Here is a 21,625-nt window from a genome sequence, read left to right as displayed (position 1 = left end):
TCACATGATATGTGTTCCGCTAAAGAGAAAGTCCCGGCAAAAAGCTGGTTTTCGCTGGGGCTTTTCAAGCTTATTCTACACGGCGCGCGCCGCGCTTTTTGTTAAAGTCTGTCACCTTGCCGGAAATTTTTCCAGCAGAAGGGGCCTGAGCTCCCCGGCCAGATAGAAGGAGCCGCAGGCTATCAGCGCCTCCCTGTCAGAGACATCCTCCAGGGCCATGTCCAGCGCCTCCCGGCAGCTGCCCACTGGGACCGCCTCAGGGCAGAAGCGGGCAGCGGTCGCCGCCAGGTCCTCCGCGCTGAGAGAGCGGGGGTTATCGGGCCTTACCGTAATCACCTTACTGAACATGGGCCCCAGTATCTCAAGGGCGGCGGCGCTGTCCTTATCGGCCATCATGCCCATTATGGCCACCTTGCGCTCCGGCACATAGCGCTCCAGGACCCCCCTCAGCGCCAGGGCGCAGCCGGGGTTGTGTCCGCCGTCCAGCAGGCAGAGGGGGCGCTCGGACAGGAGCTCCATCCGGGCGGGGATAAAGGCCTTTTTAAAGCCCACCGCCAAATTCTCCTCCGAAATATTAAAGCCCTGCTCCCGCAGCACCTTCACAAGCTCCAACGCCACGGCGGCGTTATTTATCTGGTGCCAGCCCATAAAAGGCGTGTGCAGCTTAATACCGCCCATCACAAAATCCGTGCCGTCGACGCCCTCTGTCCACACCTGTGTCTGGCGTATGTCAGGTATGTGGAGCTCTGCCCCCCGCTCGGCACAGACTCCCTCAATTATTTCCGTTACCCCGTACTGCTGCTCCGGGTAGAGCACCACCCGGCCGTTGCGCTTTATTATGCCGGACTTCTCCAGGGCTATCTGCTCCACCGTGTCCCCTAGCCATGCGGTATGGTCCAGGGAGATGGACATGACTGCCGCTGCCGCCGGGGTGGGTATCACATTGGTAGCGTCATGCAGGCCGCCCATACCCACCTCAAGTACCGCTATGTCGCAGCCTTTCTTTGCGAACCAGTGCAGAGCTATGGCCGTCACCAGCTCGAATTCGGATATCACGATATTCCGGGCGTCCAGCCGCTCTACTGCGGGCCAGATTACGTCCATCTCCCCCGCCAGCTCCTCCTCGGTGATCATCTGGCCGTCTATCTGAAAGCGTTCCCGGAAGTTCAGCACATATGGCGAAATGTTAAGGCCGGTCTTATAACCGCTCTCTTTTAGGACGCTTGAGACCAGGGCGCAGACGGAGCCCTTACCGTTGGTGCCGCAGATATGCACAAACTCCACCTTCTCCTGGGGCCCTCCCAACTCATCCATAAGGGCACGCATACGCTCGAGCCCTGGCTTCATACCGAAAAGCAGCCTTGAATCTATCTTTTCCACGGCCTCCTGATATGTCATCGGTAATCCCTCGTTTCTGCAATAATTTAAATACCTGATAAATTTTTGTATAACACTATTTTGTACCCTTCCCTTGACATTTCGATCGGGTTCCGGAGGTTAGGAGCGGTGTGGTAATTTGTCGCGGTCCATCGGGGAATCATCACATGGATTAAGTTTATAGATATACCGCCCCTTGATTTTCATTTTTTGCCCAGGGCTTCGTCCTGCAGAGCGTCAAAGGCTACCATGCACTCGTCCACCGACGCGCCGGCCAGCAGGTCCCGCACTATAAGGCAGGTATTGCCCCACTGCTCCACGTCCATCTCGGCGTTGGAGCCCAACACATAGACCCCTTCTTCAATGCGGTCGTTAAGAGAGCGGAGTGCAGGGACACATTCCACCTTCACATTCTTGGAGGGTGAGATGACCCGGTTGGTCTCGGCAAAGAGCTGCAGCGCTTCGTCGGACATCATAACGTCCATCACCAGCAGGGCGTCCTCGGTATGCTCCGCTTCGGCGCCCACCGCCCAGCCGGTCATGGGTATAACAGGCATCTGGCCCCGGCTGCTGGGGAATCCTATGACCTGCATCTCAAAATCAGTCTCGCCATAGGCGGTCTTGGTGTTGGCCGCTCCCCAGTAGGCCATGACTATTGGGGTCTTTCCAGAAAGGAAATCCGCGCCCTCTCCCTCTATGGCTTCGCTTATAAGCGCCTTTTCCGCGTCTATATAGTCCTTATCAATAAGGGTCTTGAGAAACTCGAAGCCCGGACGCATATAGTCGCTGTACCGCGCCCTGCCGCTGTTGAGGTCGGCAATTTCCGCCTCAGTATTACCTCCGTTATAGAGGTCCGCATAGGCCTGGGCAAAGACGAAGGTCTCCAGCCACCAGCGGTTCGCGCCCACCGGAGTCTCGATGCCGTTCTCCTTAAGCACCCGACAGCACTCCAAAAACTCCTCCGGCGTGTTCGGCAGTTCCAGGCTGTACTTCTTGAAAATATCCATATTCACAAACAGGCCATAGGCCACCACCTCCTGGGGAATGGCCACCAGCTTGCCGTCCACCGTGTTGGCGACGCGGATAATGTCCCTCAGATTTTTTGCGCTGTCCAGCCCGGACAGGTCCCGAAGCTTACCCTCCGCTCCCAAGGTCAAAATAACGTTAGGGTTCAGCAGATACAGATCGTCCATATTGTTCCTCGCCCGGTCCAGGGCCACCTCGTCATAGGTGCGATCCTGGTAATTTTCTGCTGTATAGGTCCAGTAGGCGACATTTACTCCCAGCTCCTCCTCGGCCATAGCCACCGTCAGATCCGCCGCAGTTCGGGCTACGTTCTCAGCATCAGGGTTGGTCTTTTCCATGGGGCTGAACAGGTCTACCACCCGCTCCTCCGTCGGCGTATTCTTCTTAACTAGGTTCCTTGAATCCTCTTGGCCGCAGGAGACTATTGTCATGACAACAAACGCTGACAGACATAAAGAAATGAACCCGCGCTTTTTCATATTTGATCCAAACCTTCCTTTCGCTGTTTAAGCTGTCGGATAACCTTCTTCAGCGCCTCTATATCCAGAGGCTTCGGCACGTGTGCGTCCATTCCGGCATCCAAAGCGGCCTTTTCGTCCTCAGCAAAGGCGTTTGCCGTCATGGCAATAATAGGAATGCCGCCAGCCTCCTCCCTGTCAAGAGCGCGAATAGCCCGGGCGGCCTCGTGGCCGTTCATCACAGGCATCTGGACATCCATCAGAATCGCGTCGAACTCGCCCTTTTCAGAGCTTCGGAAACGCTCAAGCGCCAGAAGGCCGTTTTCCGCAATCTCACAAGCAGCCCCCTCCAGTTCCAGAAGCTCCGTAAGAATTTCTGCGTTTATCTCATTGTCCTCAGCGGCCAGGAAACGCATACCGTCCAGAGTATAACCTTTCTCCGGGCTCTGAGGCTCTGACTTTTGCAGCTCCTGTATCTTAACGCGAAGGGCCGAAGCAAAGAAGGGCTTGGTGAGGGTGTCTATGGAGCCAAGCCGCAAGGCCTCCTCCAGGCCTTCAGCGTCATACTCTGCCAGAAGCAGGAGGAGGACGCCCTCCGGGAGTACGGCGCGAAGGGCCCTGGCCTCGGGCATGCCCCCGGTCTCCCAGTCCAACAGTGCCAGCTGGCAATTTTCGGTATTGTGAGCCTCCTTCGCTGTGGCGGCGGTGTCCACCCGGACGCCTGTATTTCCCATAAGCGCCAGTATATTCTCCCTGCTTTCCGTGTCTCCGCCCACAGCCAAAATGCACGAAATGCCCCGCTGCTCCCAGAACTGCCGGTCCGCCGTCTCCTCCAGGATACGAAGCTCCAGTTCCACCCGGAAAAGGGAGCCCTTATCGACTTGGCTCGTGACCTCTATGGTTCCGCCCATAAGCTCGACAATGCTCTTAGTGATGGCCATACCAAGGCCCGTGCCCTGCACCTTATTGGTCGTACTGTTCTCCGCCCGGGTGAAGGCATCGAAAATGGTCTCCAAATACTCCGGCGTCATACCATAGCCGGTATCCTCCACCTCAATGCAGATATGCTCATACTGACTGGACCTCTGCCCAAGCCCAATGATGCGAAGCCAGATCTTTCCGCCCTCCGGGGTGTACTTGACGGCGTTGGAAAGGAGATTGATAAGTATCTGGTTTATCCGGGTCTCGTCCCCAACCAGGTATTCATGCCGGAGGCCTGTCATCTCCTGGTGAAATTCCTGTCCCTTGGCCTTTGCCATAGGCTGGATAATGGCGTCCACCGAGGAGATCACGTCGTTAAGGGCGAACCTTTCCGGGTTCAGCACGACTTTTCCGCTCTCGATTTTTGAAACGTCCAGAACGTCATTGATAAGGCTTAAAAGGTGCTGGCCGGAGGCGGTAATCTTCTTTGTATATTCCCGCACCTTGGCCGGGTCCTCCGCGTCCCTGGCAAGCAGTGTGGTAAATCCCAGCACAGCGTTCATGGGCGTTCGGATATCGTGGGACATATTTGAAAGGAAGGTGGTCTTGGACTCGCTGGCTATCTGGGCGGCCCGAAGAGCCTCAGATAGCTGCTGGGCATGGAGTCTCCGCTCGGCCTCCCGCTCTTGGCGGACCTTATCCTGCTGCCGCCAGTTTAGATAGTATACGACAATGCACAGCGAGAACGCCGCCAGCAGAGAGATTACAACAGTGGCTATATTATGGTTGACTGTCCTCCCCTCCTGCTGAATGGCCTCCACAGGGACATAGCCCACCAGAAAAATGGTGCCGCCGTTCACCGCCCACATATAGTTCAGAGCGTCCACCTGACGGATGTCATGATAGAACAGGACATTGCGCCCGTTGAGAAGGCAGTCCTCCACCTCCGCCTTTATATCCGCCTCCTGAATACTATTCGCCCGATAAAAATCCGTCAGGTTCAGATGCCCGGCGCTTCGCATCCCCATGCCCTTGGGCTTTAAGACAAAGCGCTGGCTCTTTGAGTCCATAATATACAGCGACGCCTGCTTGTTGTAAAACCCATCTGGGAGGGACTGATCGATATAGTCATAGACATACTCTATATAAAGGGTACCGATGCTCTGCCCATTCCGCTCCACCGGGCATTTCATGGTATAAGACCAGGTACCCATGTGATTCACATAGGACTGGGAAACCGGCAGGCCGGCTACTGTCCCGCCCGCGGAGAAGTCTATGCCCTCCTCGGTAAACCGCTCTCCGTTGTTGGAGACTCCCTCAGTATGGCCGGAGAGGATAAACGACATTTTCGCAACGAAATCATTTCTTTCACATGTGCGGATATACGCCTCCGGGTCCGATGCCCGACCAATCTCCTTGGCAATCGTTTTCTGGAACTCCGCCTCGCTTTGGAGAATGGCTTCGATGGTGCTCTGTATCAGATCCAAGCTCTCGCTAAGGTTCTGAATGGCAGATTCGGACATTTCCCTGGAGATTTTCTGTGAAACCGAAAAAACTATCGCGCCAAAGATCCCGAAAATCACTATAATTGCGAGGAGCAAGGGGAATCCGCCCGCTTTTTTTCGTGCCCTTCCCTTTTCGTTCATTGACGCACTCCCCCTTCCCTATTATCTGTGACAGCCTTTCGCGCCAAAAGAAAAATTCCGGCGGCTATATTACATTTTATTATACTATTTTCTTTTGGTTGATGTCAATACATTTGAAGCCGCATTTTTCTTTCTCCCGCCTTTTTGGACAGCCGCATTTAAACCCTGGCTTGTCCGCACATACCCGAACAAAGTTCGGTTCAGTAAATATGCTTTCTTCCTCCTCCAGCCTTTCTTGGTCAGTCCTATATTATATGCCATGATCCCATGAAAGGCATCAAAATCTTCTTCATCGGAGCAGATATTCCTGTTTTTCTGGTAGAAATAATCGAAAGATATTTCATCTGCCTTGCAGTAAATCGAATTGGACAGAAGGTCCCTTGCTTTTATTCCGTTTTTTTGTTTTAAGGCGCAAAATTTAACGGCACTCTGCAGCTTTGCAAAGTGCCGTCTATATTTATCAATCATATGGAGGGCAAGCGGTTTGGAAAGGAATCGCTGTCACCAAAATGAAACCTAATACCCCTGTTTCCCCTTCCATTTTCCCCCGCGCTGGGTATGGCCACCACCGGCAAGTACAGCGGACCAAGAAACAGACACTGGAGCGTGTGCCCATATTGTGGGCGCAAAGTCGGGAAGCATCGGTGTTTTGGCACTGACAAAGATAAAATCCCCAGCGAAAGCCCTCCCCGGTCACATTCCATCACATCTTTTCAGGTTTTTGGGACGGCTGCCTCCGGTCAATGTCCACCCTTGAACTGATGGCCTTCGTGGGACAAATTTCCCGGCACCTCCCGCAGCGGAGGCACTCCCCGCTGTTGATATCCTTGGTGACCTCCACCGCCATGGGACATACCCGCTCACATTTTTTGCAGCCCACGCACTTATCCCTGTCCAACTTCATCTGGTAAAAGCCAAAGCGGTTAAACAGCGAGTAGAAGGCTCCTAACGGACAAAGGTACCGACAGAAGGCCCGGGGTATAAACACACACGCCAGCAGTATCAGCGCCAGCACCAGCGCCTTCCAGCTGAACAACGCGCCTGCCAGCGCCCTTAGAGACGGGTTTGCCGTCAAAAGAGGTATGCCCCCGCCCAAGGTGCCTGCCGGGCAGAGGTATTTGCAGAAGTATGGCGGGGTCACGCCGGTGTCAGTGACAGCAAAGGCCGGGAGCAGTATAACCATGACCGTCAGGACTATATACTTTAACCAGCGTAGGGGCCGGTCAATTTTCTTCGGTACCTTGAGCTTTGGCGAAGGTATCTTGTGCAGCAGCTCCTGCACAAGCCCAAACGGGCACAACAACCCGCACACCAACCGTCCCAGCACCACCCCAAAGAGCATTAACAGGCCCAGCACATAGAAGGGGAACCGATGGCTCGCACCGCCCAAAACGGCCTGGAGGGAGCCGATGGGACAAGCCCCCAGGGCTCCCGGGCAGGAGTAGCAGTTGAGCACGGGCACGCAGACGGCTTTGGTGCCGCCGGTGAAGATTTTCCCCTTGGCAAAGCCCACCGCGTATCCGTTTATCAGCACGGCGGAGATGAGCTGTACCTTACGCTGAAAGCTGAGCTTAAAGCTTCTTAGCCTATACCTATGCATTCCAGGCATATTTTCACCGCCTTTTGCAAAACCTCGATATGCTCCCGACCCAAAAGGCCTATGACGATAAACGCTATTGCCAGGGCGAGCAGGCCGTACCTGACAGCCGTGAAAGCTTTACTTTTCAATGCTTATCTCACCCTTTCCCAACTCCTTCAGGCACGAGTTTATGGCCGACAGGTAGGCGCTCTCCAGGTCCGGCTGCATACCGATGATCTCCTCCCCTATCTGACTTCCGTCAGGTCCCACAAATACGGTAGTAGGCACAGCCTGTATGCCGTTGAGAATACTGTTGAAGCTCTCGTCACCGGCAGTAAGCGTTATGCCGGTATAACCCGCCTGGTCCAGCAGGTATCTGGCAGTCTCCTCGTTTCCCTGGGCGTCCACACAGATTGTGATAAGCTGCACATTGTCCGGCAAGGACTTTTCAAAGGCCGCAAGGTCCGGCATCTCGGCAATGCAAGGGGAGCAAAAGGTGCCCCAAAAGTTTATGACGGTCAGGTCCTTTGCCGCTATGTCTCCGCCCTTAAACGTGCCGCCGTCCAGAGTGTCGGCAGTAAACGAGCCGTACTCTCCTCTGGCCTGAGAGCAGCCGGTAAGAATAAGGGCTGTAACCATAAGGAGGGTCAGAAGTATCAAAACTGCTTTCTTGCTTTTCATGCTGAGAACCTCTTTCCTTAGTTTTGGGGGATAAATCTTTGAAAGAACACCCCATATTTTAACATTATACACCATATACGGCAAATTGCAAGCGAAAAACCGATCGGTCTCGGAATGCGTCAACAACACAGCGTACAGCCCTTGCGGGGAAAGTCCTCTGACATTTTTACTTTTTCTATGTTCCCGTAAAACCTTTTTCCTTACTTTGCGGCGCAAATCTTGATCGCAAAATAATGTTCTTCCTTCTCCCCTCTAGAAACAGGGAAGAAAGCCGAAAATTTCCGGCTCCTGCCTTCGGCGTATAGCCAAATATTATGTTACAATCTTGGATATGAAAAGGGAAACTGTGTGACACAAAAAGCAACGAAAACACGGAAGGCTTATGCACATGATAGAATCTGGTATTATAAATCTCAATATAAATTCATTTTCCTTGATTTCACAAAAAAATATGTTGTATAATCAAATATCAGCGCAAAAGCTAAAAGGAATCTGCGTGTCAAAGGGGTTTGAATATCGGAATAATTGAAGTTTCCTCCGAGTGCTCTTTTTGTCCGATATATTTTCGATAAAAAGCCGTATACAACGAGCAGTAATATTTCACATGAGATAAGCATGAAACCATTTCAAAGCGCTTCCCGCCATGTTTCCCGCTTTCCCAAAGTGGAGGTAAAACCATTGACCAGGAAATTTATCAGCAGGAGCCGCGCTCCCTTACCGGTGATGGAGGCAGGTCCGCCTTTCGGCATGGAAAAGAGCAGTACCACGGAGAGGAAAAACACCGCCGCGCTGAGTTCAAAAAACCGCTGATCTGCTTGTTGCAATTCGCTTGTATAATGCGCAGTATGCCGTTTCCGACGGAGAACACAACGGCCGCCTCCTGGCAGAGCTGTATAGGCTCGCGCATATGGAGTCTGTCCTGATTGAAGCAGACGTTCGGCTAACCAATACTCCAACCCCAGGCCATCAGGTCCCTCGGCTTTCCGTGGTTTGACATACAAAGTCCCGCAAACCGGCCGGAGCCGACACTATTCGTCCCGAAAAAGTCTATTCCTCCGTCAGGCCTTTTGGGCATAGTGCCGGGGTGGATTGGTGTCTGATACGCTGTAGCTTCTCCCCTTTTCATCAAGTGCTGACCACTCCGGGTGCTGTTCGACATCGTTTATCTCAAAGGTGCCGGAATAGTGCGCGAACAGACCCACGCCGTACTTGCCGGTTATCTCACGCCATGTTTTAAGGATATCGACGCCACTGTCTATCTCGATATGACCGCCCACCTTAGTGGGATAGGCGGAGAGCCGAAGTGGTCCTTTGTGTCCCAATCAGCGCCCAGACTCATTTCGCCGTTGATAAAGGCAATACGACTGCCGTCAAGATAGGCTTTCATGGATGTCTTCAGCTGAGCCAGCTCCTGAGATGTCTCAGCTTCATATACGATAGGCCCAAGAGGGTACTTTCTTGCCTGCATACTCCTCATAGCGGTCGGTATAGTATCCCAGAATACACACGATGGCATTGCTATGGTTCTAGTCCTCAAGCCCGGCTATCGTAAGCGAACCCGCCGTAGTCGTAATCCTTGCACATGAAGCCAGGGCGCATGAAGAGCAGATCGTTCACGGCGGACATCTCCTGGTATGAACTGTCTTTGTCCTCTTCTACTAGATCGACGATAGCTTTCGTGCCGGCTTGAGCCTCCTTATCCGTGTCCTCGGTGATATATTCCCAGTTTCCCAGGCCAACAAAGTCGTTCAGGGTATAATCAATGCTGAGTATGTAGTCGAAAAAGCGGAAGGTAATTTCAGGATATTTACACTCTTTGGAGATCGCCAGGGACGCGCCCGAGCCGATGCCCTGGGCACGTAGAAGGAGGCTCTCTGCCCGCTTGTGCCCCGGACACGGTGCTCTTAACGTGGCTGCCGGTGCCCTGGGTCGACCGCCGCCCGCCAATAGCAGGCATACAAGCTGCTCGCTGATTTCACTTTTCATGTTAAAACTCCTTTTCAGTTGATTTTATTTTGACAGAGCTTTCACTCCCCAAAGTACGAAGGTTAGACTTTCCTGCTGCGCTTATCCCTTGATTGCCCCGATCATGTGACCCTTCACAAAATTTTTCTGGATAAAGGGATAGAGCATATGCATCGGCGCGGTGGCCAGCACGATACAGGAACCTTCAGCATATACTGCATTTTCCTCCTGATAAACAGCTTCGGGTCCTACAAGGTTCATGGTCTTAGCGGAAATCTTTGTCGAAAGCAGGATATTCCGCAGGATAAGCTGTAGAGGATATTTGCTCTCGCTGCGCAGGTAAATTGAGGCGGCAAACCAGCTGTTCCAATAGCCCACGGCGTACATCAAAAAAGCTACCGCTAGGATCGGCATAGAAAGAGGCAGCACGATCTTGAACAGCCCTACGGCCCAAAGCTATACTGTCCCCACTGGATACCCACTTTATAGACATAAGTGGAGATGATTTCAGAAACCGCCATATTGGCGCTGGTCTGCATAAGCAGAGCCTTTTCAAAGCCCACCCCCTGCCAGCCCCCGGATCAGACGTACATATTTCTGAAAGCTATGCCGACTACACTCAGCACAGGAAACCCGACGATAAGGGAATAGACGCTCAGAGCGAGAGTATTTCACAAAAGCGTGGCAAAATTCGGAGAATTGAAGAACATAGCAAAATACTTGAGGCCTACCCATTCGCTGCCAAAAATCCCCTTTGTTATTCAATAATCCTCAAAAGCCATAAGAACTCCGCCCATAGGCGTGTACTGAAATATGAGCAGCCATGCCAGTAGGATTACCAGCAGCAGGTACAGCCTTCATTTCCGGGCGATAAGCTGCGCCGTTTTTCGACGAAGGTGAGGAGGGCCAGCAGAGTTTGCTGAGTGGAAGGAACAGCGGAAAGCGGACGAACAAGAGGACAACGGAGAATAAGGACGAACAGGGCGGGAGCACCGTAGAAACGGCTGCGCCCACCCTGTTCGCGGTTATGGGGTCTACTTCTTCCATGGGCCTCTCGGCTTAAAGGTTGGTTTGCGCTCCACTCCGTTGCGGAAATGGATGCTTTTGTATCAGCCAAAGAAACTAAATAATCCGAACCCATCTCTCCTATTGGAAACAGGTTCGGATTATTTAGATTTGGTGCGCGAGACGGGACTTGAACCCGTACGCCAAAGGCACACGCACCTCAAACGTGCCTGTCTGCCAGTTCCAGCACTCGCGCAATTACAATGCTATTATATCACTTAATTGTCGAGTTGTCAATCGGTAATTTAGATATTATTAGAAATTTTCTAAAAAAAATTCAAATAGCTTCTTTCCCTCCACTGCATCTGTGCGTTTATGCCTTAATGTCAAACGCTCTGGATGCCACTGCACAGCATAAATTTTCTTTACCGGCGACTGTATAGCCTCTATCCCACCCTCCTCAGCCCGGGCAGCTATTTGAAAACTGTCACCAAGTCTCCCCACACCTTGGTGGTGGGCACTGTTAACCGCGAAACGTCTACCATATAATTTGAAAAGAAAGCTCTCCTTAGACACTATGACTGTATGTACACGATCACCAATACCCTCCTCCCAACGATGTGCAGCGGCAGTGGGAAGGTTCTGTATCAGGGTACCGCCAAAAGCTACATTCAGTACCTGCATACCACGGCATATTCCAAGGATTGGCCGGCAGCTATCAGAAAAAGCCTGTGTCAGCTCCAGTTCGGTTGTGTCCAGAGCCAGGTCTATTCCATGACTACACAGATTTTCCTCGCCGTAGAGTCTGGGATCCATATCGGCCCCTCCGGGCAGGAGAAGAGCATCGCAGTGTTCAGCCTCATGTGTGTCCAACGACACCAGGACCTGCGCACCGCAGGCCTCAATGGCCTCTACATAGTTTTGGCGCTTTTCTCTGTCTCCATAAATATAGATTTTCTTCATTTACATAATCCTCCTTATGTAATAAAAATAGCAATTTTTGAGCTTAACTACCGTTCCCCACACCAATGTTTTTTCTATTTGTCTCTTAAAACTTTCTTAGCTAATCACGCGAAAAATAGGAAACTGCAATATATTGAGGGAACTTTGTAGTATTGTGTCGTATACTGTAGAACGATTTTCCCCATATGGCAGAAAGTTTACAGAGTATCTGTTGACTTGGTGGTTTTTACCCATTATAATATATTTTAAATATCTTAAATCACGAAACTAAACTTACCTTTTCCAGCCATTTTCCGTCTAAACCTTGGTTGACAGAAAGGGTCGTGAAACAGCATTATATATCTAACAATCTTTTTCTGTCAAGTATTTTCTTCATAACATCGACAGGATAGTAGGACAATTTTTACCGGCCGGGCCCACATCCCCAATATTATGAAGATAACTCAGAGAGGATGATTATAGTGACAGAAAATAGGACGCGTGAGTATAGAGACATACCCAACGGCAAAAGACGCAAAGCCAATCGCAGACCGTCAGAGAGGACAGTGGGGAGGACATCACAGGAAAATGTCTCCCGCCGCCCAAAGCAGCAGCAAAAACGAATCAAGGAGACCTTGGCGGCGGTCGTGGTCATTATCGCTGTGCTTGTATGTATGTCTGCGGTAATTATATCATTATATTTTGCCGGCGGATATGAAGACGAGCCGGTACAGCCAACTGCCGGAACACCCATACGCATGGAGAGCGGAGCACAGCAGGCAACGGAGGCCGGACAGGCACAGGCGGCGTCTAATGACAGCGGCTTCAAACAGCTTTCAGATCCGTTCCTGGTTCTGGTAAACGACGAAGTTCCACTGCCGGAGGGTTGGGAGGTCACTCCCAGCTTTATCGGTGAGGAGTCTGTGGATATCCGTGTATATGACCAGTTGAGCTCAATGATACGTGACGCCCAGGAGGACGGCGTTAGCATTTGGATATGCTCAGGCTACCGCAGCGTTGAAGAACAGGAGATAATCCTAAATCGTGATATAGAGCTGCACATGAGCGAAGGGATGTCCGAGGAGGAGGCAAGGGAGCTTGCCTTGCGTACCATTGCCCGCCCGGGACACAGTGAGCACCACACGGGCTTTGTGGTGGATCTCAACGATGTTGACAACGCTTTTGAGGAGACAGAAACCTATCGGTGGCTTAGCGAGCACGCGGAGGACTACGGCTTTGTGCAGCGCTACCGCTCAGATAAGGTGGACATTACCGGCATTGACAACGAGAGTTGGCATTACCGCTATGTGGGGGTTGAGAACGCCAAAAAAATGAATGAGCTCAACATGTGCCTGGAGGAATACGTCCAGTACCTGAAGGATCAGGGAATCGCATAAAAGACCCAAAGGCTTCTTAATCAGCCGTCCCGTGGCAAAATTTTGTCCGGGCGGCTAAATTTTTTCTTGCCAATTACGGCGGTTTATTGTATTATAAAAGGCAAAGCTAACGAAGTGGAAAGAGGGAACATCATGAGCAAGGTAAGGACAAGATTTGCGCCCAGCCCCACAGGGTTTATGCATGTGGGCAATCTGCGCACGGGGCTCTACGCGTATCTGACCGCTAAAAGCCAGGGGGGCCAGTTCGTTCTGAGGATAGAGGACACCGACCAGGAGCGTTTGGTGGAGGGCGCGGTAGACGTTATCTACCGTACTCTTGACCGGGTAGGGCTGAAGCACGACGAGGGGCCGAATATAGGCGGGCCATATGAACCGTATGTACAGAGCCAGCGGCTGGAAACCTATAGGCCATACGCCGAGCAGCTGGTCAGGGAGGGCAAGGCATACTACTGCTTCTGCACCAAGGAGCGCCTGGAGCAGCTTCATGAGCAGGGCTTCGGCGGTTATGACCGCCACTGCCGGGAGCTCCCCCGGGAGGAGGTCCAGCGACTTCTGGAGGCTGGCACACCCTATGTTATACGACAGAAGGTGCCGCTTACCGGCTCCACCACCTTTAAGGACGCGGTGTTTGGAGAGATCACCATTGAGAACAAGGAGATAGAGGATCAGGTGCTTATAAAAGCCGACGGCTATCCCACATATAACTTTGCAAATGTGATAGACGACCACTTGATGAGCATTACCCATGTGGTGCGCGGATGCGAGTACCTAACGTCTACACCCAAGTACCAGATGCTGTATGAGGCGCTGGGATGGGAGCAGCCCACTTATATCCATCTTCCGCTCATTATGGGCCGAAACGAGGACGGCACTACCTCGAAGCTTGCAAAGCGCCACGGCTCCACCAGCTTCGAGGGGCTGGTACAGGACGGCTATCTGCCAGAGGTCATCACCAACTATATTGCGCTGCTGGGCTGGGCCCCAAAAGATAACCAGGAAATCTTCAGCCTTGAGGAGCTTGTGAAAAGCTTTTCTATTGACCGTATAAGTAAATCTCCGGCAGTGTTTGACTATGATAAGCTAAACTGGTTCAACGGTGAGTATATCAAGGCAATGAGCAGTGAAGACTTCCGTGCCCAGGCCATGCCGTTTTATAAAGAGGTCTTCGGGGACGAGGAAAAGCCCTGGGAGGTCCTGGACTCTATCCTGCGGGCGCGGCTGACGAAATTTAATGAGATACCCGGGCTTTTGGGCTTCTTCAAAGAGCTGCCCGATTACCCTGTAGACTTTTTCGTAAATAAGAAGTCCAAAACAAACCTTGAGAATTCACCAAAGATGCTTGAAGCGGCAATAGAAGCACTGGAACAGCTATCCGCATGGGAACTGGAGACTATCCATGAAGGGATGATAAATTTGGCCCAGAAGCTAGAGGTTAAGAACGGCACCCTGCTCTGGCCGGTGCGCATCGCGGCCGCAGGCACTTTGGTGACCCCGGGCGGGGCTATGGAAATACTGACACTGCTGGGCAAAGAAGAAGCACTCAGGAGACTAAGGGCCGGGCTCAGCAAGCTGGCATGAAAAGAAATAATATGAAAAGAAGGGAATATCATGAGCGAGGAATATAAAGGCGGGAATACGGAGATTGTCAGCACAAACTTTATAGACGAGTTTGTAAAGGAGGATATCGGGCCCGGGGGACGCACTGAGGGTATGCAGGTGCACACACGGTTTCCGCCGGAACCCAACGGCTACCTGCACATTGGCCACGCAAAGGCAATTTATGTGGACTTTGGCACAGCGGAGCGTTTCGGTGGTATCTGTAACCTGCGGATGGATGACACCAATCCCACCAAGGAGGATGTTGAGTATGTGAAGGCCATAAAGGAGGACCTTCACTGGCTTGGATACGACTGGGGGGACCGCTTCTATTACGGATCGGACTTCTTCGAGGAGATGTACCAGGGCGCTGTCGAGCTGATAGAGAAGGGCCTTGCCTATGTCTGCGAGCTCTCCCAGGAGCAGATGAGGGAAATGCGCGGGGACTTGACTACTCCCGCCAGGAGCCCTTACCGGGACCGTCCCAAGGAGGAGAGTTTGGAGCTGTTTAAACGTATGCGGGCCGGAGAGTTTGAGGACGGCCGCATGACCCTGCGGGCCAAGATAGATTTGGCCTCGGGCAACTTCAATATGCGCGACCCGGTGATATACCGCATAAATCACACCTCCCACCATAGGACCGGCGACAAGTGGTGCATTTATCCCATGTACGACTATGCCCACCCCTTTGAGGACGCTATGGAGCATATCACCCACTCGTTGTGCACCGTAGAGTTTGAAGCGCACAGGCCCTTTTATAACTGGGTGGTTGAGAACGTGACGCTGCCCTCTAAGCCCCGCCAGATTGAATTTGCGCCGCTGGGCATCAATAATACGGTGCTGAGCAAGCGCAAGCTGAGAGTGCTGGTGGAGAAGGGCTATGTTGACGGTTGGGATGACCCCCGTATGCCCACTATCTGCGGCCTGCGCCGCCGGGGATATACCCCCAGGGCCATACGCAATTTCTCAGAGAGGAACGGCGTGTCGAAGGCTGCTTCCACGGTGGAGTATGCGTTTTTGGAATACTGCCTGCGCGAGGACCTGAATATGACAGCCCGGCGGGTGATGGCAGTGCTGCACCCGGTAAAGCTGGTTATTACTAACTACCCGGTTGACAAGTCAGAGACGTTTACAGTGGAAAACAACCCCAACCGGCCCGAGGACGGCAGTAGGGAGATAACCTTCTCCAGGGAACTTTGGATAGAGGCCGAGGACTTCCTTTCGGAGCCTGTGCCCAAGTATAAACGCCTGTACCCTGATGGGCCGGAGTGCCGGCTGAAGGGGGCGTATATCGTGAAGTGCACTGGCTTTACAGCTGATGGAGACGGCAATATAACGGAGATAACCGCCGAATACGACCCGGACAGCCGGGGCGGAGATCCTGCGGACGGGCGCAAGGTAAAGGGGGCCACTTTACACTGGGTGGACGCTGGAACGGCTGTGGACGCCGAGGTGCGTATATACGATAACCTGTTTACAGTGGACAACCCGGAGGAGGGCGACTTTCTGGACTACTTGAACCCGGACTCTTTAGAGGTGCTCACAGGCTGCAAGGCTGAGGCTTCACTATCCGGGGCGAAGCCCGGCGAGAGCTACCAGTTCATGCGTCAGGGGTACTTTTGTGCGGACAGCAAGGACAATAAGCCTGGGCGCTTGGTGTTTAACCGCTCGGTAAAGCTCAAGGATGGGTTTAAGCCTGGGAAATGATTATCCAATATCTTTAATAGCGCTATATGAACACATAAGCGCTGATCCCTCCATAAGCTATTTGTTCCGCGCCATGAACTCTTTAACCCTCTCCCTCCCAGGTATGGAGGTTTGGGCTCCCCGCCGGGTCACCACGAGCCCCGATACGTATATGGCAAGCTCCAGTGCGTCCCGGAGCCCTCTCCCCTCTGAGAGCCCATAGGCCAAGGCGGCGGTGAAGCTGTCACCGGCGGCAGTTGTATCTACCACCTGCAAGCCGGTGACAGGCGGAAAATTCCGGGTCCGTCCGGCTTCGTCCCGGAGGAACGCCCCCTTATCCCCCATAGTCACCACCACGTTCTTTACTCCCCAGCTCTGTAAAACCGCTGTGGACTCCTCCAGATGATTACGAGCCTTGCTGTCCTCCAGAAGCATACCCAGCTCCACCTCGTTAGGCTTGATATAGTCCACACACCGATAGAGTTCCCTTGGTATGTCCGCCCGGGCAGGGGCAGGGTCCAGTATCACCGTCTTTTGAAGCTCCTTTGCCCGCCTGGCGCAATACAGCACCGTGTCCAGAGGTATCTCCAGTTGCAGCACCACTATATCGCATTCCCTGAACCTTCTATCATGCTTCTTGATATACTCCTCGTTTACCCGGAGGTTGGCCCCCTGGGAAACGAGGATGCTGTTGGAGCCGGCGCTGTCCACAAATATAAATGCCGTGCCGGTGCTCTCTCCCGGGAGGGTCATAATCTCTGAAACATCTACCCCCACCGCTCGGAGATTCCCAAGAAGTTTCTCACCCGGCCCGTCGTCTCCTACAGCTCCCAGCATGGCCACCTTGCCGCCCAGCTTGGCGAGAGCGTAGGCCTGATTGGCCCCCTTACCTCCGGGTGCCAGCTCATAACCGCCGCAGAGCAGGGTCTCCCCTGTTTCGGGCATTTTGGGGACGTTTATCACGTAGTCACAGTTAATGCTGCCTATTACTAGAACTTTTTTCACTCTTTAGCACTCCTTTTCAATTAGTTATATTTTATTTGAATAGTGGGGAAAATTAGCATTGGATCTATTTTTAACCAGCAAGATTGACGCTACAGCCAACCTGAACGGCAGGCGTATGGCCGGAAAGATTGACGACCGTTTCGGCTTCCTGACCCTTTTTAAAAAGTGCCTGCGGGAAACGAAGCTAATGCTATACATTTCCAGCAGTCCCGAACCAAACGAAAAAATATCCGACTGGTTCCAGAATACGATAGACGCTCTGGAAAGGGAGGATATACGGTTCGGCGAATGTGTGCTGATCGATGGGCGCAACGCATGGGCGCTGGAAAAGCTGGCAGCTCAGGCAGATGTAATATTCCTATCCGGCGGACATCTCCCTACCCAAAACCTATTTTTCCAGAGGATCGGGTTAAGAGACATTCTAGCGGAATTTGACGGAATAATCGTAGCTCAAAGCGCAGGCAGCATGAACTGTGCAGAGGTTGTCTATGTCTGCCCGGAACTGCCCGGCGAGAGTAAAGATCCAAATTTTGAGCGTTTTCGTCCTGGGCTGGGGCTGACGGACATCAACCTCCTTCCACACTATAACGATAACCAAAACCTTACTCTGGACGGCAAAAGCTTCTATGCTGACATCGTATGCCCGGATACTTTCAAAACGCCTATTTACCTTCTCACTGACGGCTCATATTTTTACATACACGAGGGCAAGGCCGAACTTTTCGGTGAGGCCTATTTGTTCCGCTGTGGAAAACTTGAGCGGCAGAAAAGCCACCTGGAGCCTCCTCTTGCTTTTCCAGGCAGTGTGGTGGACAATATACATAAAACCTATAAAGGAGTTACTCATATGACAAAGGAAGAAGCCAGGATAAACAGAGGCGTACTGTTCGCCCCCGGGGACCCGGAGCTTGTGGCCATAAAGCTTCGCACCCATAACCTTAATGTGGACTACAATATGACCCATGAGGACGAGTATGAAAAGCGCTCCGCTATACTCCATGAGATTATCGGTGAGTTTGACGAGGGCGGCCGCATACAAGGGCCCATCGCCTTCCATTATGGAAAGCACACTAAGATAGGCAAGAGGTTTTTTGCCAACTTTAACTTTACCGTACAAGACGACGCAGAGGTTACCATCGGTGACGACTGCAACTTCGGCCCAAACGTCACCATCGTAACCCCGGTGCATCCCCTGCTCCCCGGTGAGCGCCGTGAGCTCTATGATTCCGAGGGCAACCCAAAGCATCTCTGTTGGGCAAAGCCTGTACATATCGGCAGCGACTGCTGGTTCGGGGCCAACGTGGTGGTCTGCCCAGGAGTCACTATCGGCCACGGCTGTGTTATCGGCGCGGGCAGCGTTGTTACCCGGGATATTCCCCCAAATTCTTTTGCAGCCGGTGTCCCCTGCCGTGTGATACGCGAGATAACAGAGGCGGACTCTGTTGAGAATTTCCCAGAAATTTCCGAGGGCTTCTCTGCCCATAAGCCTGAATAATCAAGGAAAAACATACCCCTGCGCAAAGTCCCTGAGCACGGCCCTATCCGTCTCATAAGTGACAAGCTTTAGCGCCTGTCCAAGTGTCAGCCAGCGGAGGTCCACGACCTCCTCCTCTTGCCGCCGGAGTTTCCCTCCTATGGGCTGGGCAGCAAAGTATACCACGTCCTTCATTACCCCGGGCTTTGGGGAGAAGGTCACCACCCTGCGAAAGCCCGGGTCAAGTTTAACTTTAAGCCCGGTCTCCTCCATTATTTCCCTGAGCGCCGTCTGCTCCTCTGTCTCCTTCCCCTCTACATGGCCCTTTGGGAACGCCCAGTGCCCACCGTTCTGGTGCTGCAGGACCAGAACATGGGGCAGGCTCTCCTGCTCCCGCCAGATTACAGCGCCGCAGGATTTTTCCATCTTTACGTTCAGTTTCATATCTATTTCCTCCAAATCAAAGAGGGCCTGGCTTGATTTCACCAGGCCCTTTTACTTTTACTTTACAGAGAACTTATAGGAGGTTTTGCTGATAAACTCCTCCTCCGGGCGCAGATATCCCCCGGGGAAATCCGGGTGATGGACCGTGTCCGGGTAAAACTGGGTCTCAAGGCAGAAAGCCGTGTGGGGGCCCATCTGCTTGCCGTCCCTGCCAATAAGCCCCTCGTCGGGCCTGTTGAAGGTGTACAGCTGCATACCGGGCATATCGGTGAAGGCCTCCATCACCCTGCCGCTGTCCGGCTCATAGGCTTCGGCTACCTTGCGGAAGCCTGTGCCGTCCAAACAGAAGTTGTGATCAAAACCGCCGCATAGGTTTACCAGGTGGTCGGAGCTGAACATATCCTCCCCCAGCTTCTTGGGGCTGCGGAAGTCCAAAGGTCCGCCGTCTACCGAAAGAAGCTCCCCGGTGGGTATTAGGTCGTCACTGACTGCGGTATACCTTGTGGCGTTGATGGTTAGATATGTGTCCAGCACCTTCTTTTCCGGGTCGCCGGAGAGATTGAAGAAGCTGTGATTGGTGGGGTTAAAAAGGGTCAGCTTGTCCGTTTTTGCCCGATAGGTGATAAGCAAGGAATCCTCCTCGTCCAGCCTATAGATCACCTGCACCCTTATGTTCCCGGGAAAGCCCTCCTCGCCGTCGTGACTCTCTAAGGTGAAGATGATCTCAGGCTCGTCGCCGTCCCTCACCTCAGCCTGCCAGAGGGCCTGATGGAACCCCCCTGGCCCACCATGAAGGGAATTCTCTCCGTCGTTCTTTGCCAGGTGATACTCCTGGCCCTCAAGGGTAAAACACGCGCCGCCTATACGGTTGCCCACACGGCCTATCGTGGCCCCCTGAAAGTTTTTACCCAGGTATCCCTCAAGGGTATTATGTCCAAGCAGCATATCCCCCCTTCTGCCGTCCCTGTCCGGGGCCATCAGGTGCAGTATACGGCAGCCGTAGTCGCTGGCGGTCAGCTCTAAATTCCCCTTGCCCTTCAGGGTATAGGCATGTGCAGGCCTGCCGTCCGGCAGAATCCCAAACTCTTTTACTTCTACAGACATAGGCTCAACCTTCCTTGCCCAGCATGGCCGCGCCGATTATGCCCGCGTCGTTACCCAGCTGAGCCTTGCAGATCTTGGTGGCCGCGTCGGGATTATGGCCGTACTGCTCCTTCTCAACTATCGCGCGCACAGGCTCCAGCAGACTCTCGCCCTCGTTGCCAACGCCGCCGCCCACACACAGTATGTTGGGCTGGAAGATATTGATCATGTTGATAAGTCCCACGCTCAGATATTTTATGTACTCGTCTACTATCTTCTGTCCCACCGGGTCGCCCTGGCGCATAGCGTCAAAGGCAGTGCGGCCATTGACCTTATCGATGTCGCCGCCCACCTGGTTCCAGAGGGCAGACCCCTTTGGCGCGTCCTGCATATGCTTCTTGGTGCGCTTGATAAGGCCGGTAGCAGAAGCGTAGGCCTCCCAGCAGCCAAGGCGCCCGCAGGTACAGGGCCAGCCGTCGGCAACTATTACAGTGTGGCCAAGCTCTGCCCCGGCGAAGTTGCTGCCGGAGAAAATCTTGCCATCGATAATGATGCCGCCGCCCACGCCTGTGCCAAGGGTAATGGCCATGGCGACCTGCGCCCCCTTGAGGGCCCCAGCCATGTACTCGCCAAAGGCCGCAGCATTGGCATCGTTCTCCATATAAACCTGCTTGCCGTCCAGGCGCTCGGAGAGCATCTTCTGCATGGGGGTGTTTAGGAAGGGGAGATTATTGGCGTACTCAATAATGCCCGTGGCCTTATTGATCGTACCAGGAGAGCCCAAGCCCACCCAGGGCACATCGTTAAGAGTGATCCCGGCCTTTTCAAGAGCCTGCCTGGCAGTGGCGGCCATGGCGTCGGCTATCTGCTCGGCGTTTTCGGTGGCAGTGGAGGAGCTGGCCTTAGCGACTATTTTACAGTCCTCGTCCACAACTCCCACGGCGATATTGGTACCGCCCAGGTCGATTCCCAGATAATACATAAGCAAATGCTCCTTTACGATAATTGGGGCCACCCATATGAGGGCCCTCTTCTGTTAGTAGTATACTATATTCCTGGCTGGAAAGCAAATATTTTCAAGAAGTTTTTTCAAAAATTTTTAGGGGTAAAATTTCCCGCCGTACTTGATTTTTTCTTCGGTACATGTTAAAATATTACAGATGAGCCGCTGTGGTGGAATGGCAGACACAAGGGACTTAAAATCCCTCGGCAGCGATGCCGTACCGGTTCAAGTCCGGTCAGCGGCACCAAAACCTTGGACCCGCAGGGTCCAAGGTTTTCGTTTGTGTAGTCCGTGGCCCAAGTCCCCAAGTTCCTGGAATCTTCGATTCCAGGAACTT

22 protein-coding genes and 2 tRNA genes are annotated in these 21,625 nt (G+C 53.0%); 6 read left to right on the top strand and 18 right to left on the bottom strand.

What is annotated here, in order from left to right:
- Positions 1–111: 111 nt before the first annotated feature.
- The 12 genes from ADH66_RS08695 to ADH66_RS20535 all read right to left on the bottom strand — a co-directional run bounded on the left by ADH66_RS08695 (position 112) and on the right by ADH66_RS20535 (position 10,067).
- Positions 112–1,398, bottom strand: coding sequence for a bifunctional folylpolyglutamate synthase/dihydrofolate synthase (locus tag ADH66_RS08695; RefSeq protein WP_066533466.1), 1,287 nt, complete (start codon positions 1,396–1,398; stop codon positions 112–114).
- 182 nt (positions 1,399–1,580) lie between these two features.
- Positions 1,581–2,834 (bottom strand): ABC transporter substrate-binding protein, encoded by a 1,254-nt coding sequence (locus tag ADH66_RS08690; RefSeq protein WP_236757220.1) that lies wholly within the window; start codon positions 2,832–2,834, stop codon positions 1,581–1,583.
- A gap of 44 nt (positions 2,835–2,878) precedes the next feature.
- Positions 2,879–5,269, bottom strand: a complete 2,391-nt coding sequence (locus tag ADH66_RS08685) for a hybrid sensor histidine kinase/response regulator (protein ID WP_330397723.1) — start codon at positions 5,267–5,269, stop codon at positions 2,879–2,881.
- 243 nt (positions 5,270–5,512) lie between these two features.
- Positions 5,513–5,896 (bottom strand): hypothetical protein, encoded by a 384-nt coding sequence (locus ADH66_RS08680; protein WP_066533472.1) that lies wholly within the window; start codon positions 5,894–5,896, stop codon positions 5,513–5,515.
- Positions 5,897–6,131: 235 nt separating this feature from the next.
- A complete protein-coding gene (locus ADH66_RS08675; RefSeq protein ID WP_066533474.1) occupies positions 6,132–7,037 on the bottom strand; it encodes a 4Fe-4S binding protein in 906 nt (301 codons plus the stop codon).
- Positions 7,010–7,156 carry a CD1871A family CXXC motif-containing protein gene (locus tag ADH66_RS20430; RefSeq protein WP_169714845.1) on the bottom strand — a complete coding sequence of 49 codons (147 nt, stop codon included), beginning with the start codon at positions 7,154–7,156 and terminating at the stop codon, positions 7,010–7,012. Before ADH66_RS20430 ends, ADH66_RS08675 begins: the two co-directional genes overlap by 28 nt.
- The gene (locus tag ADH66_RS08670) at positions 7,146–7,688 is read right to left on the bottom strand and encodes a TlpA family protein disulfide reductase (RefSeq protein WP_066533475.1); all 543 of its coding nucleotides are present in this window, start codon (positions 7,686–7,688) and stop codon (positions 7,146–7,148) included. Before ADH66_RS08670 ends, ADH66_RS20430 begins: the two co-directional genes overlap by 11 nt.
- A 626-nt stretch (positions 7,689–8,314) precedes the next feature.
- Complete coding sequence (locus tag ADH66_RS20615) at positions 8,315–8,512, bottom strand: hypothetical protein (protein WP_207653057.1); 198 nt, start codon at positions 8,510–8,512, stop codon at positions 8,315–8,317.
- Positions 8,513–8,746: 234 nt separating this feature from the next.
- Complete coding sequence (locus tag ADH66_RS08665) at positions 8,747–8,965, bottom strand: hypothetical protein (protein ID WP_088364411.1); 219 nt, start codon at positions 8,963–8,965, stop codon at positions 8,747–8,749.
- The gene (locus ADH66_RS20610; protein WP_066533476.1) at positions 8,944–9,156 is read right to left on the bottom strand and encodes a hypothetical protein; all 213 of its coding nucleotides are present in this window, start codon (positions 9,154–9,156) and stop codon (positions 8,944–8,946) included. Before ADH66_RS20610 ends, ADH66_RS08665 begins: the two co-directional genes overlap by 22 nt.
- 65 nt (positions 9,157–9,221) lie before the next feature.
- Positions 9,222–9,674, bottom strand: coding sequence for a hypothetical protein (locus ADH66_RS08655; RefSeq protein WP_066533477.1), 453 nt, complete (start codon positions 9,672–9,674; stop codon positions 9,222–9,224).
- 81 nt (positions 9,675–9,755) lie between these two features.
- A complete protein-coding gene (locus ADH66_RS20535; RefSeq protein ID WP_201448074.1) occupies positions 9,756–10,067 on the bottom strand; it encodes an ABC transporter permease family protein in 312 nt (103 codons plus the stop codon).
- 502 nt (positions 10,068–10,569) lie between these two features.
- On the opposite strand from ADH66_RS20535, the gene ADH66_RS19985 reads away from it, so the two are divergent.
- On the top strand, positions 10,570–10,716 hold the full coding sequence (locus ADH66_RS19985; protein ID WP_157130555.1) for a hypothetical protein: 147 nt from the start codon (positions 10,570–10,572) through the stop codon (positions 10,714–10,716).
- Positions 10,717–10,830: 114 nt separating this feature from the next.
- On the opposite strand, the gene ADH66_RS08645 is transcribed toward ADH66_RS19985, so the two are convergent.
- Positions 10,831–10,914: transfer RNA gene (locus ADH66_RS08645), tRNA-Leu, on the bottom strand.
- Positions 10,915–10,973: 59 nt separating this feature from the next.
- A complete protein-coding gene (locus ADH66_RS08640) occupies positions 10,974–11,621 on the bottom strand; it encodes a gamma-glutamyl-gamma-aminobutyrate hydrolase family protein (protein ID WP_066533483.1) in 648 nt (215 codons plus the stop codon).
- A 545-nt stretch (positions 11,622–12,166) separates the two neighbouring features.
- On the opposite strand from ADH66_RS08640, the gene ADH66_RS08635 reads away from it, so the two are divergent.
- From ADH66_RS08635 to ADH66_RS08625, 3 genes are all read left to right on the top strand, one after another.
- Positions 12,167–12,997 carry a M15 family metallopeptidase gene (locus ADH66_RS08635; RefSeq protein ID WP_207653056.1) on the top strand — a complete coding sequence of 277 codons (831 nt, stop codon included), beginning with the start codon at positions 12,167–12,169 and terminating at the stop codon, positions 12,995–12,997.
- A gap of 132 nt (positions 12,998–13,129) precedes the next feature.
- On the top strand, positions 13,130–14,575 hold the full coding sequence (gene gltX, locus ADH66_RS08630; RefSeq protein WP_066533485.1) for a glutamate--tRNA ligase: 1,446 nt from the start codon (positions 13,130–13,132) through the stop codon (positions 14,573–14,575).
- A gap of 30 nt (positions 14,576–14,605) precedes the next feature.
- Positions 14,606–16,300: a glutamine--tRNA ligase/YqeY domain fusion protein gene (locus ADH66_RS08625; protein ID WP_066533486.1), complete on the top strand. Its 1,695-nt coding sequence runs from the start codon at positions 14,606–14,608 to the stop codon at positions 16,298–16,300.
- A 57-nt stretch (positions 16,301–16,357) separates the two neighbouring features.
- On the opposite strand, the gene rbsK is transcribed toward ADH66_RS08625, so the two are convergent.
- Positions 16,358–17,284, bottom strand: a complete 927-nt coding sequence (rbsK, locus tag ADH66_RS08620) for a ribokinase (protein ID WP_066533488.1) — start codon at positions 17,282–17,284, stop codon at positions 16,358–16,360.
- Positions 17,285–17,342: 58 nt separating this feature from the next.
- Here rbsK and ADH66_RS21415 point away from each other — a divergent pair, with 58 nt between their 5' ends.
- A complete protein-coding gene (locus tag ADH66_RS21415) occupies positions 17,343–18,779 on the top strand; it encodes a DapH/DapD/GlmU-related protein (RefSeq protein ID WP_269466835.1) in 1,437 nt (478 codons plus the stop codon).
- On the opposite strand, the gene ADH66_RS08610 is transcribed toward ADH66_RS21415, so the two are convergent.
- Genes ADH66_RS08610 through ADH66_RS08600 form a run of 3 tightly spaced genes read right to left on the bottom strand, consistent with a single transcriptional unit; the run spans position 18,780 to position 21,267 of the window.
- Positions 18,780–19,202, bottom strand: a complete 423-nt coding sequence (locus tag ADH66_RS08610; protein ID WP_084384147.1) for a bis(5'-nucleosyl)-tetraphosphatase — start codon at positions 19,200–19,202, stop codon at positions 18,780–18,782.
- Positions 19,203–19,259: 57 nt separating this feature from the next.
- Complete coding sequence (locus ADH66_RS08605; protein WP_066533489.1) at positions 19,260–20,306, bottom strand: aldose epimerase family protein; 1,047 nt, start codon at positions 20,304–20,306, stop codon at positions 19,260–19,262.
- A gap of 4 nt (positions 20,307–20,310) precedes the next feature.
- Positions 20,311–21,267, bottom strand: coding sequence for an ROK family protein (locus ADH66_RS08600; protein ID WP_066533491.1), 957 nt, complete (start codon positions 21,265–21,267; stop codon positions 20,311–20,313).
- A 182-nt stretch (positions 21,268–21,449) separates the two neighbouring features.
- On the opposite strand from ADH66_RS08600, the gene ADH66_RS08595 reads away from it, so the two are divergent.
- A tRNA-Leu gene (locus ADH66_RS08595) sits at positions 21,450–21,535 on the top strand.
- Positions 21,536–21,625 lie beyond the last annotated feature (90 nt).

It is taken from the genome of Acutalibacter muris (genome assembly GCF_002201475.1).
In the GTDB taxonomy this organism is placed as follows: domain Bacteria; phylum Bacillota; class Clostridia; order Oscillospirales; family Acutalibacteraceae; genus Acutalibacter; species Acutalibacter muris.
This window is presented reverse-complemented; position numbering and strand designations above follow the sequence as displayed.

Excerpts from the sequence above, each read along its gene's own strand:
- ADH66_RS08695 (WP_066533466.1), bottom strand. The coding sequence starts at position 1,398 with ATGACATATCAGGAGGCCGTGGAAAAGATAGATTCAAGGCTGCTTTTC.
- ADH66_RS08690 (WP_236757220.1), bottom strand. The coding sequence starts at position 2,834 with ATGACAATAGTCTCCTGCGGCCAAGAGGATTCAAGGAACCTAGTTAAG.
- ADH66_RS08680 (WP_066533472.1), bottom strand. The coding sequence starts at position 5,896 with ATGATTGATAAATATAGACGGCACTTTGCAAAGCTGCAGAGTGCCGTT.
- ADH66_RS08675 (WP_066533474.1), bottom strand. The coding sequence starts at position 7,037 with ATGCCTGGAATGCATAGGTATAGGCTAAGAAGCTTTAAGCTCAGCTTT.
- ADH66_RS08670 (WP_066533475.1), bottom strand. The coding sequence starts at position 7,688 with ATGAAAAGCAAGAAAGCAGTTTTGATACTTCTGACCCTCCTTATGGTT.
- ADH66_RS20610 (WP_066533476.1), bottom strand. The coding sequence starts at position 9,156 with ATGCAGGCAAGAAAGTACCCTCTTGGGCCTATCGTATATGAAGCTGAG.
- ADH66_RS08655 (WP_066533477.1), bottom strand. The coding sequence starts at position 9,674 with ATGAAAAGTGAAATCAGCGAGCAGCTTGTATGCCTGCTATTGGCGGGC.
- ADH66_RS20535 (WP_201448074.1), bottom strand. The coding sequence starts at position 10,067 with ATGCCGATCCTAGCGGTAGCTTTTTTGATGTACGCCGTGGGCTATTGG.
- ADH66_RS08640 (WP_066533483.1), bottom strand. The coding sequence starts at position 11,621 with ATGAAGAAAATCTATATTTATGGAGACAGAGAAAAGCGCCAAAACTAT.
- gltX (WP_066533485.1), top strand. The coding sequence starts at position 13,130 with ATGAGCAAGGTAAGGACAAGATTTGCGCCCAGCCCCACAGGGTTTATG.
- ADH66_RS08625 (WP_066533486.1), top strand. The coding sequence starts at position 14,606 with ATGAGCGAGGAATATAAAGGCGGGAATACGGAGATTGTCAGCACAAAC.
- ADH66_RS08610 (WP_084384147.1), bottom strand. The coding sequence starts at position 19,202 with ATGAAACTGAACGTAAAGATGGAAAAATCCTGCGGCGCTGTAATCTGG.
- ADH66_RS08605 (WP_066533489.1), bottom strand. The coding sequence starts at position 20,306 with ATGTCTGTAGAAGTAAAAGAGTTTGGGATTCTGCCGGACGGCAGGCCT.
- ADH66_RS08600 (WP_066533491.1), bottom strand. The coding sequence starts at position 21,267 with ATGTATTATCTGGGAATCGACCTGGGCGGTACCAATATCGCCGTGGGA.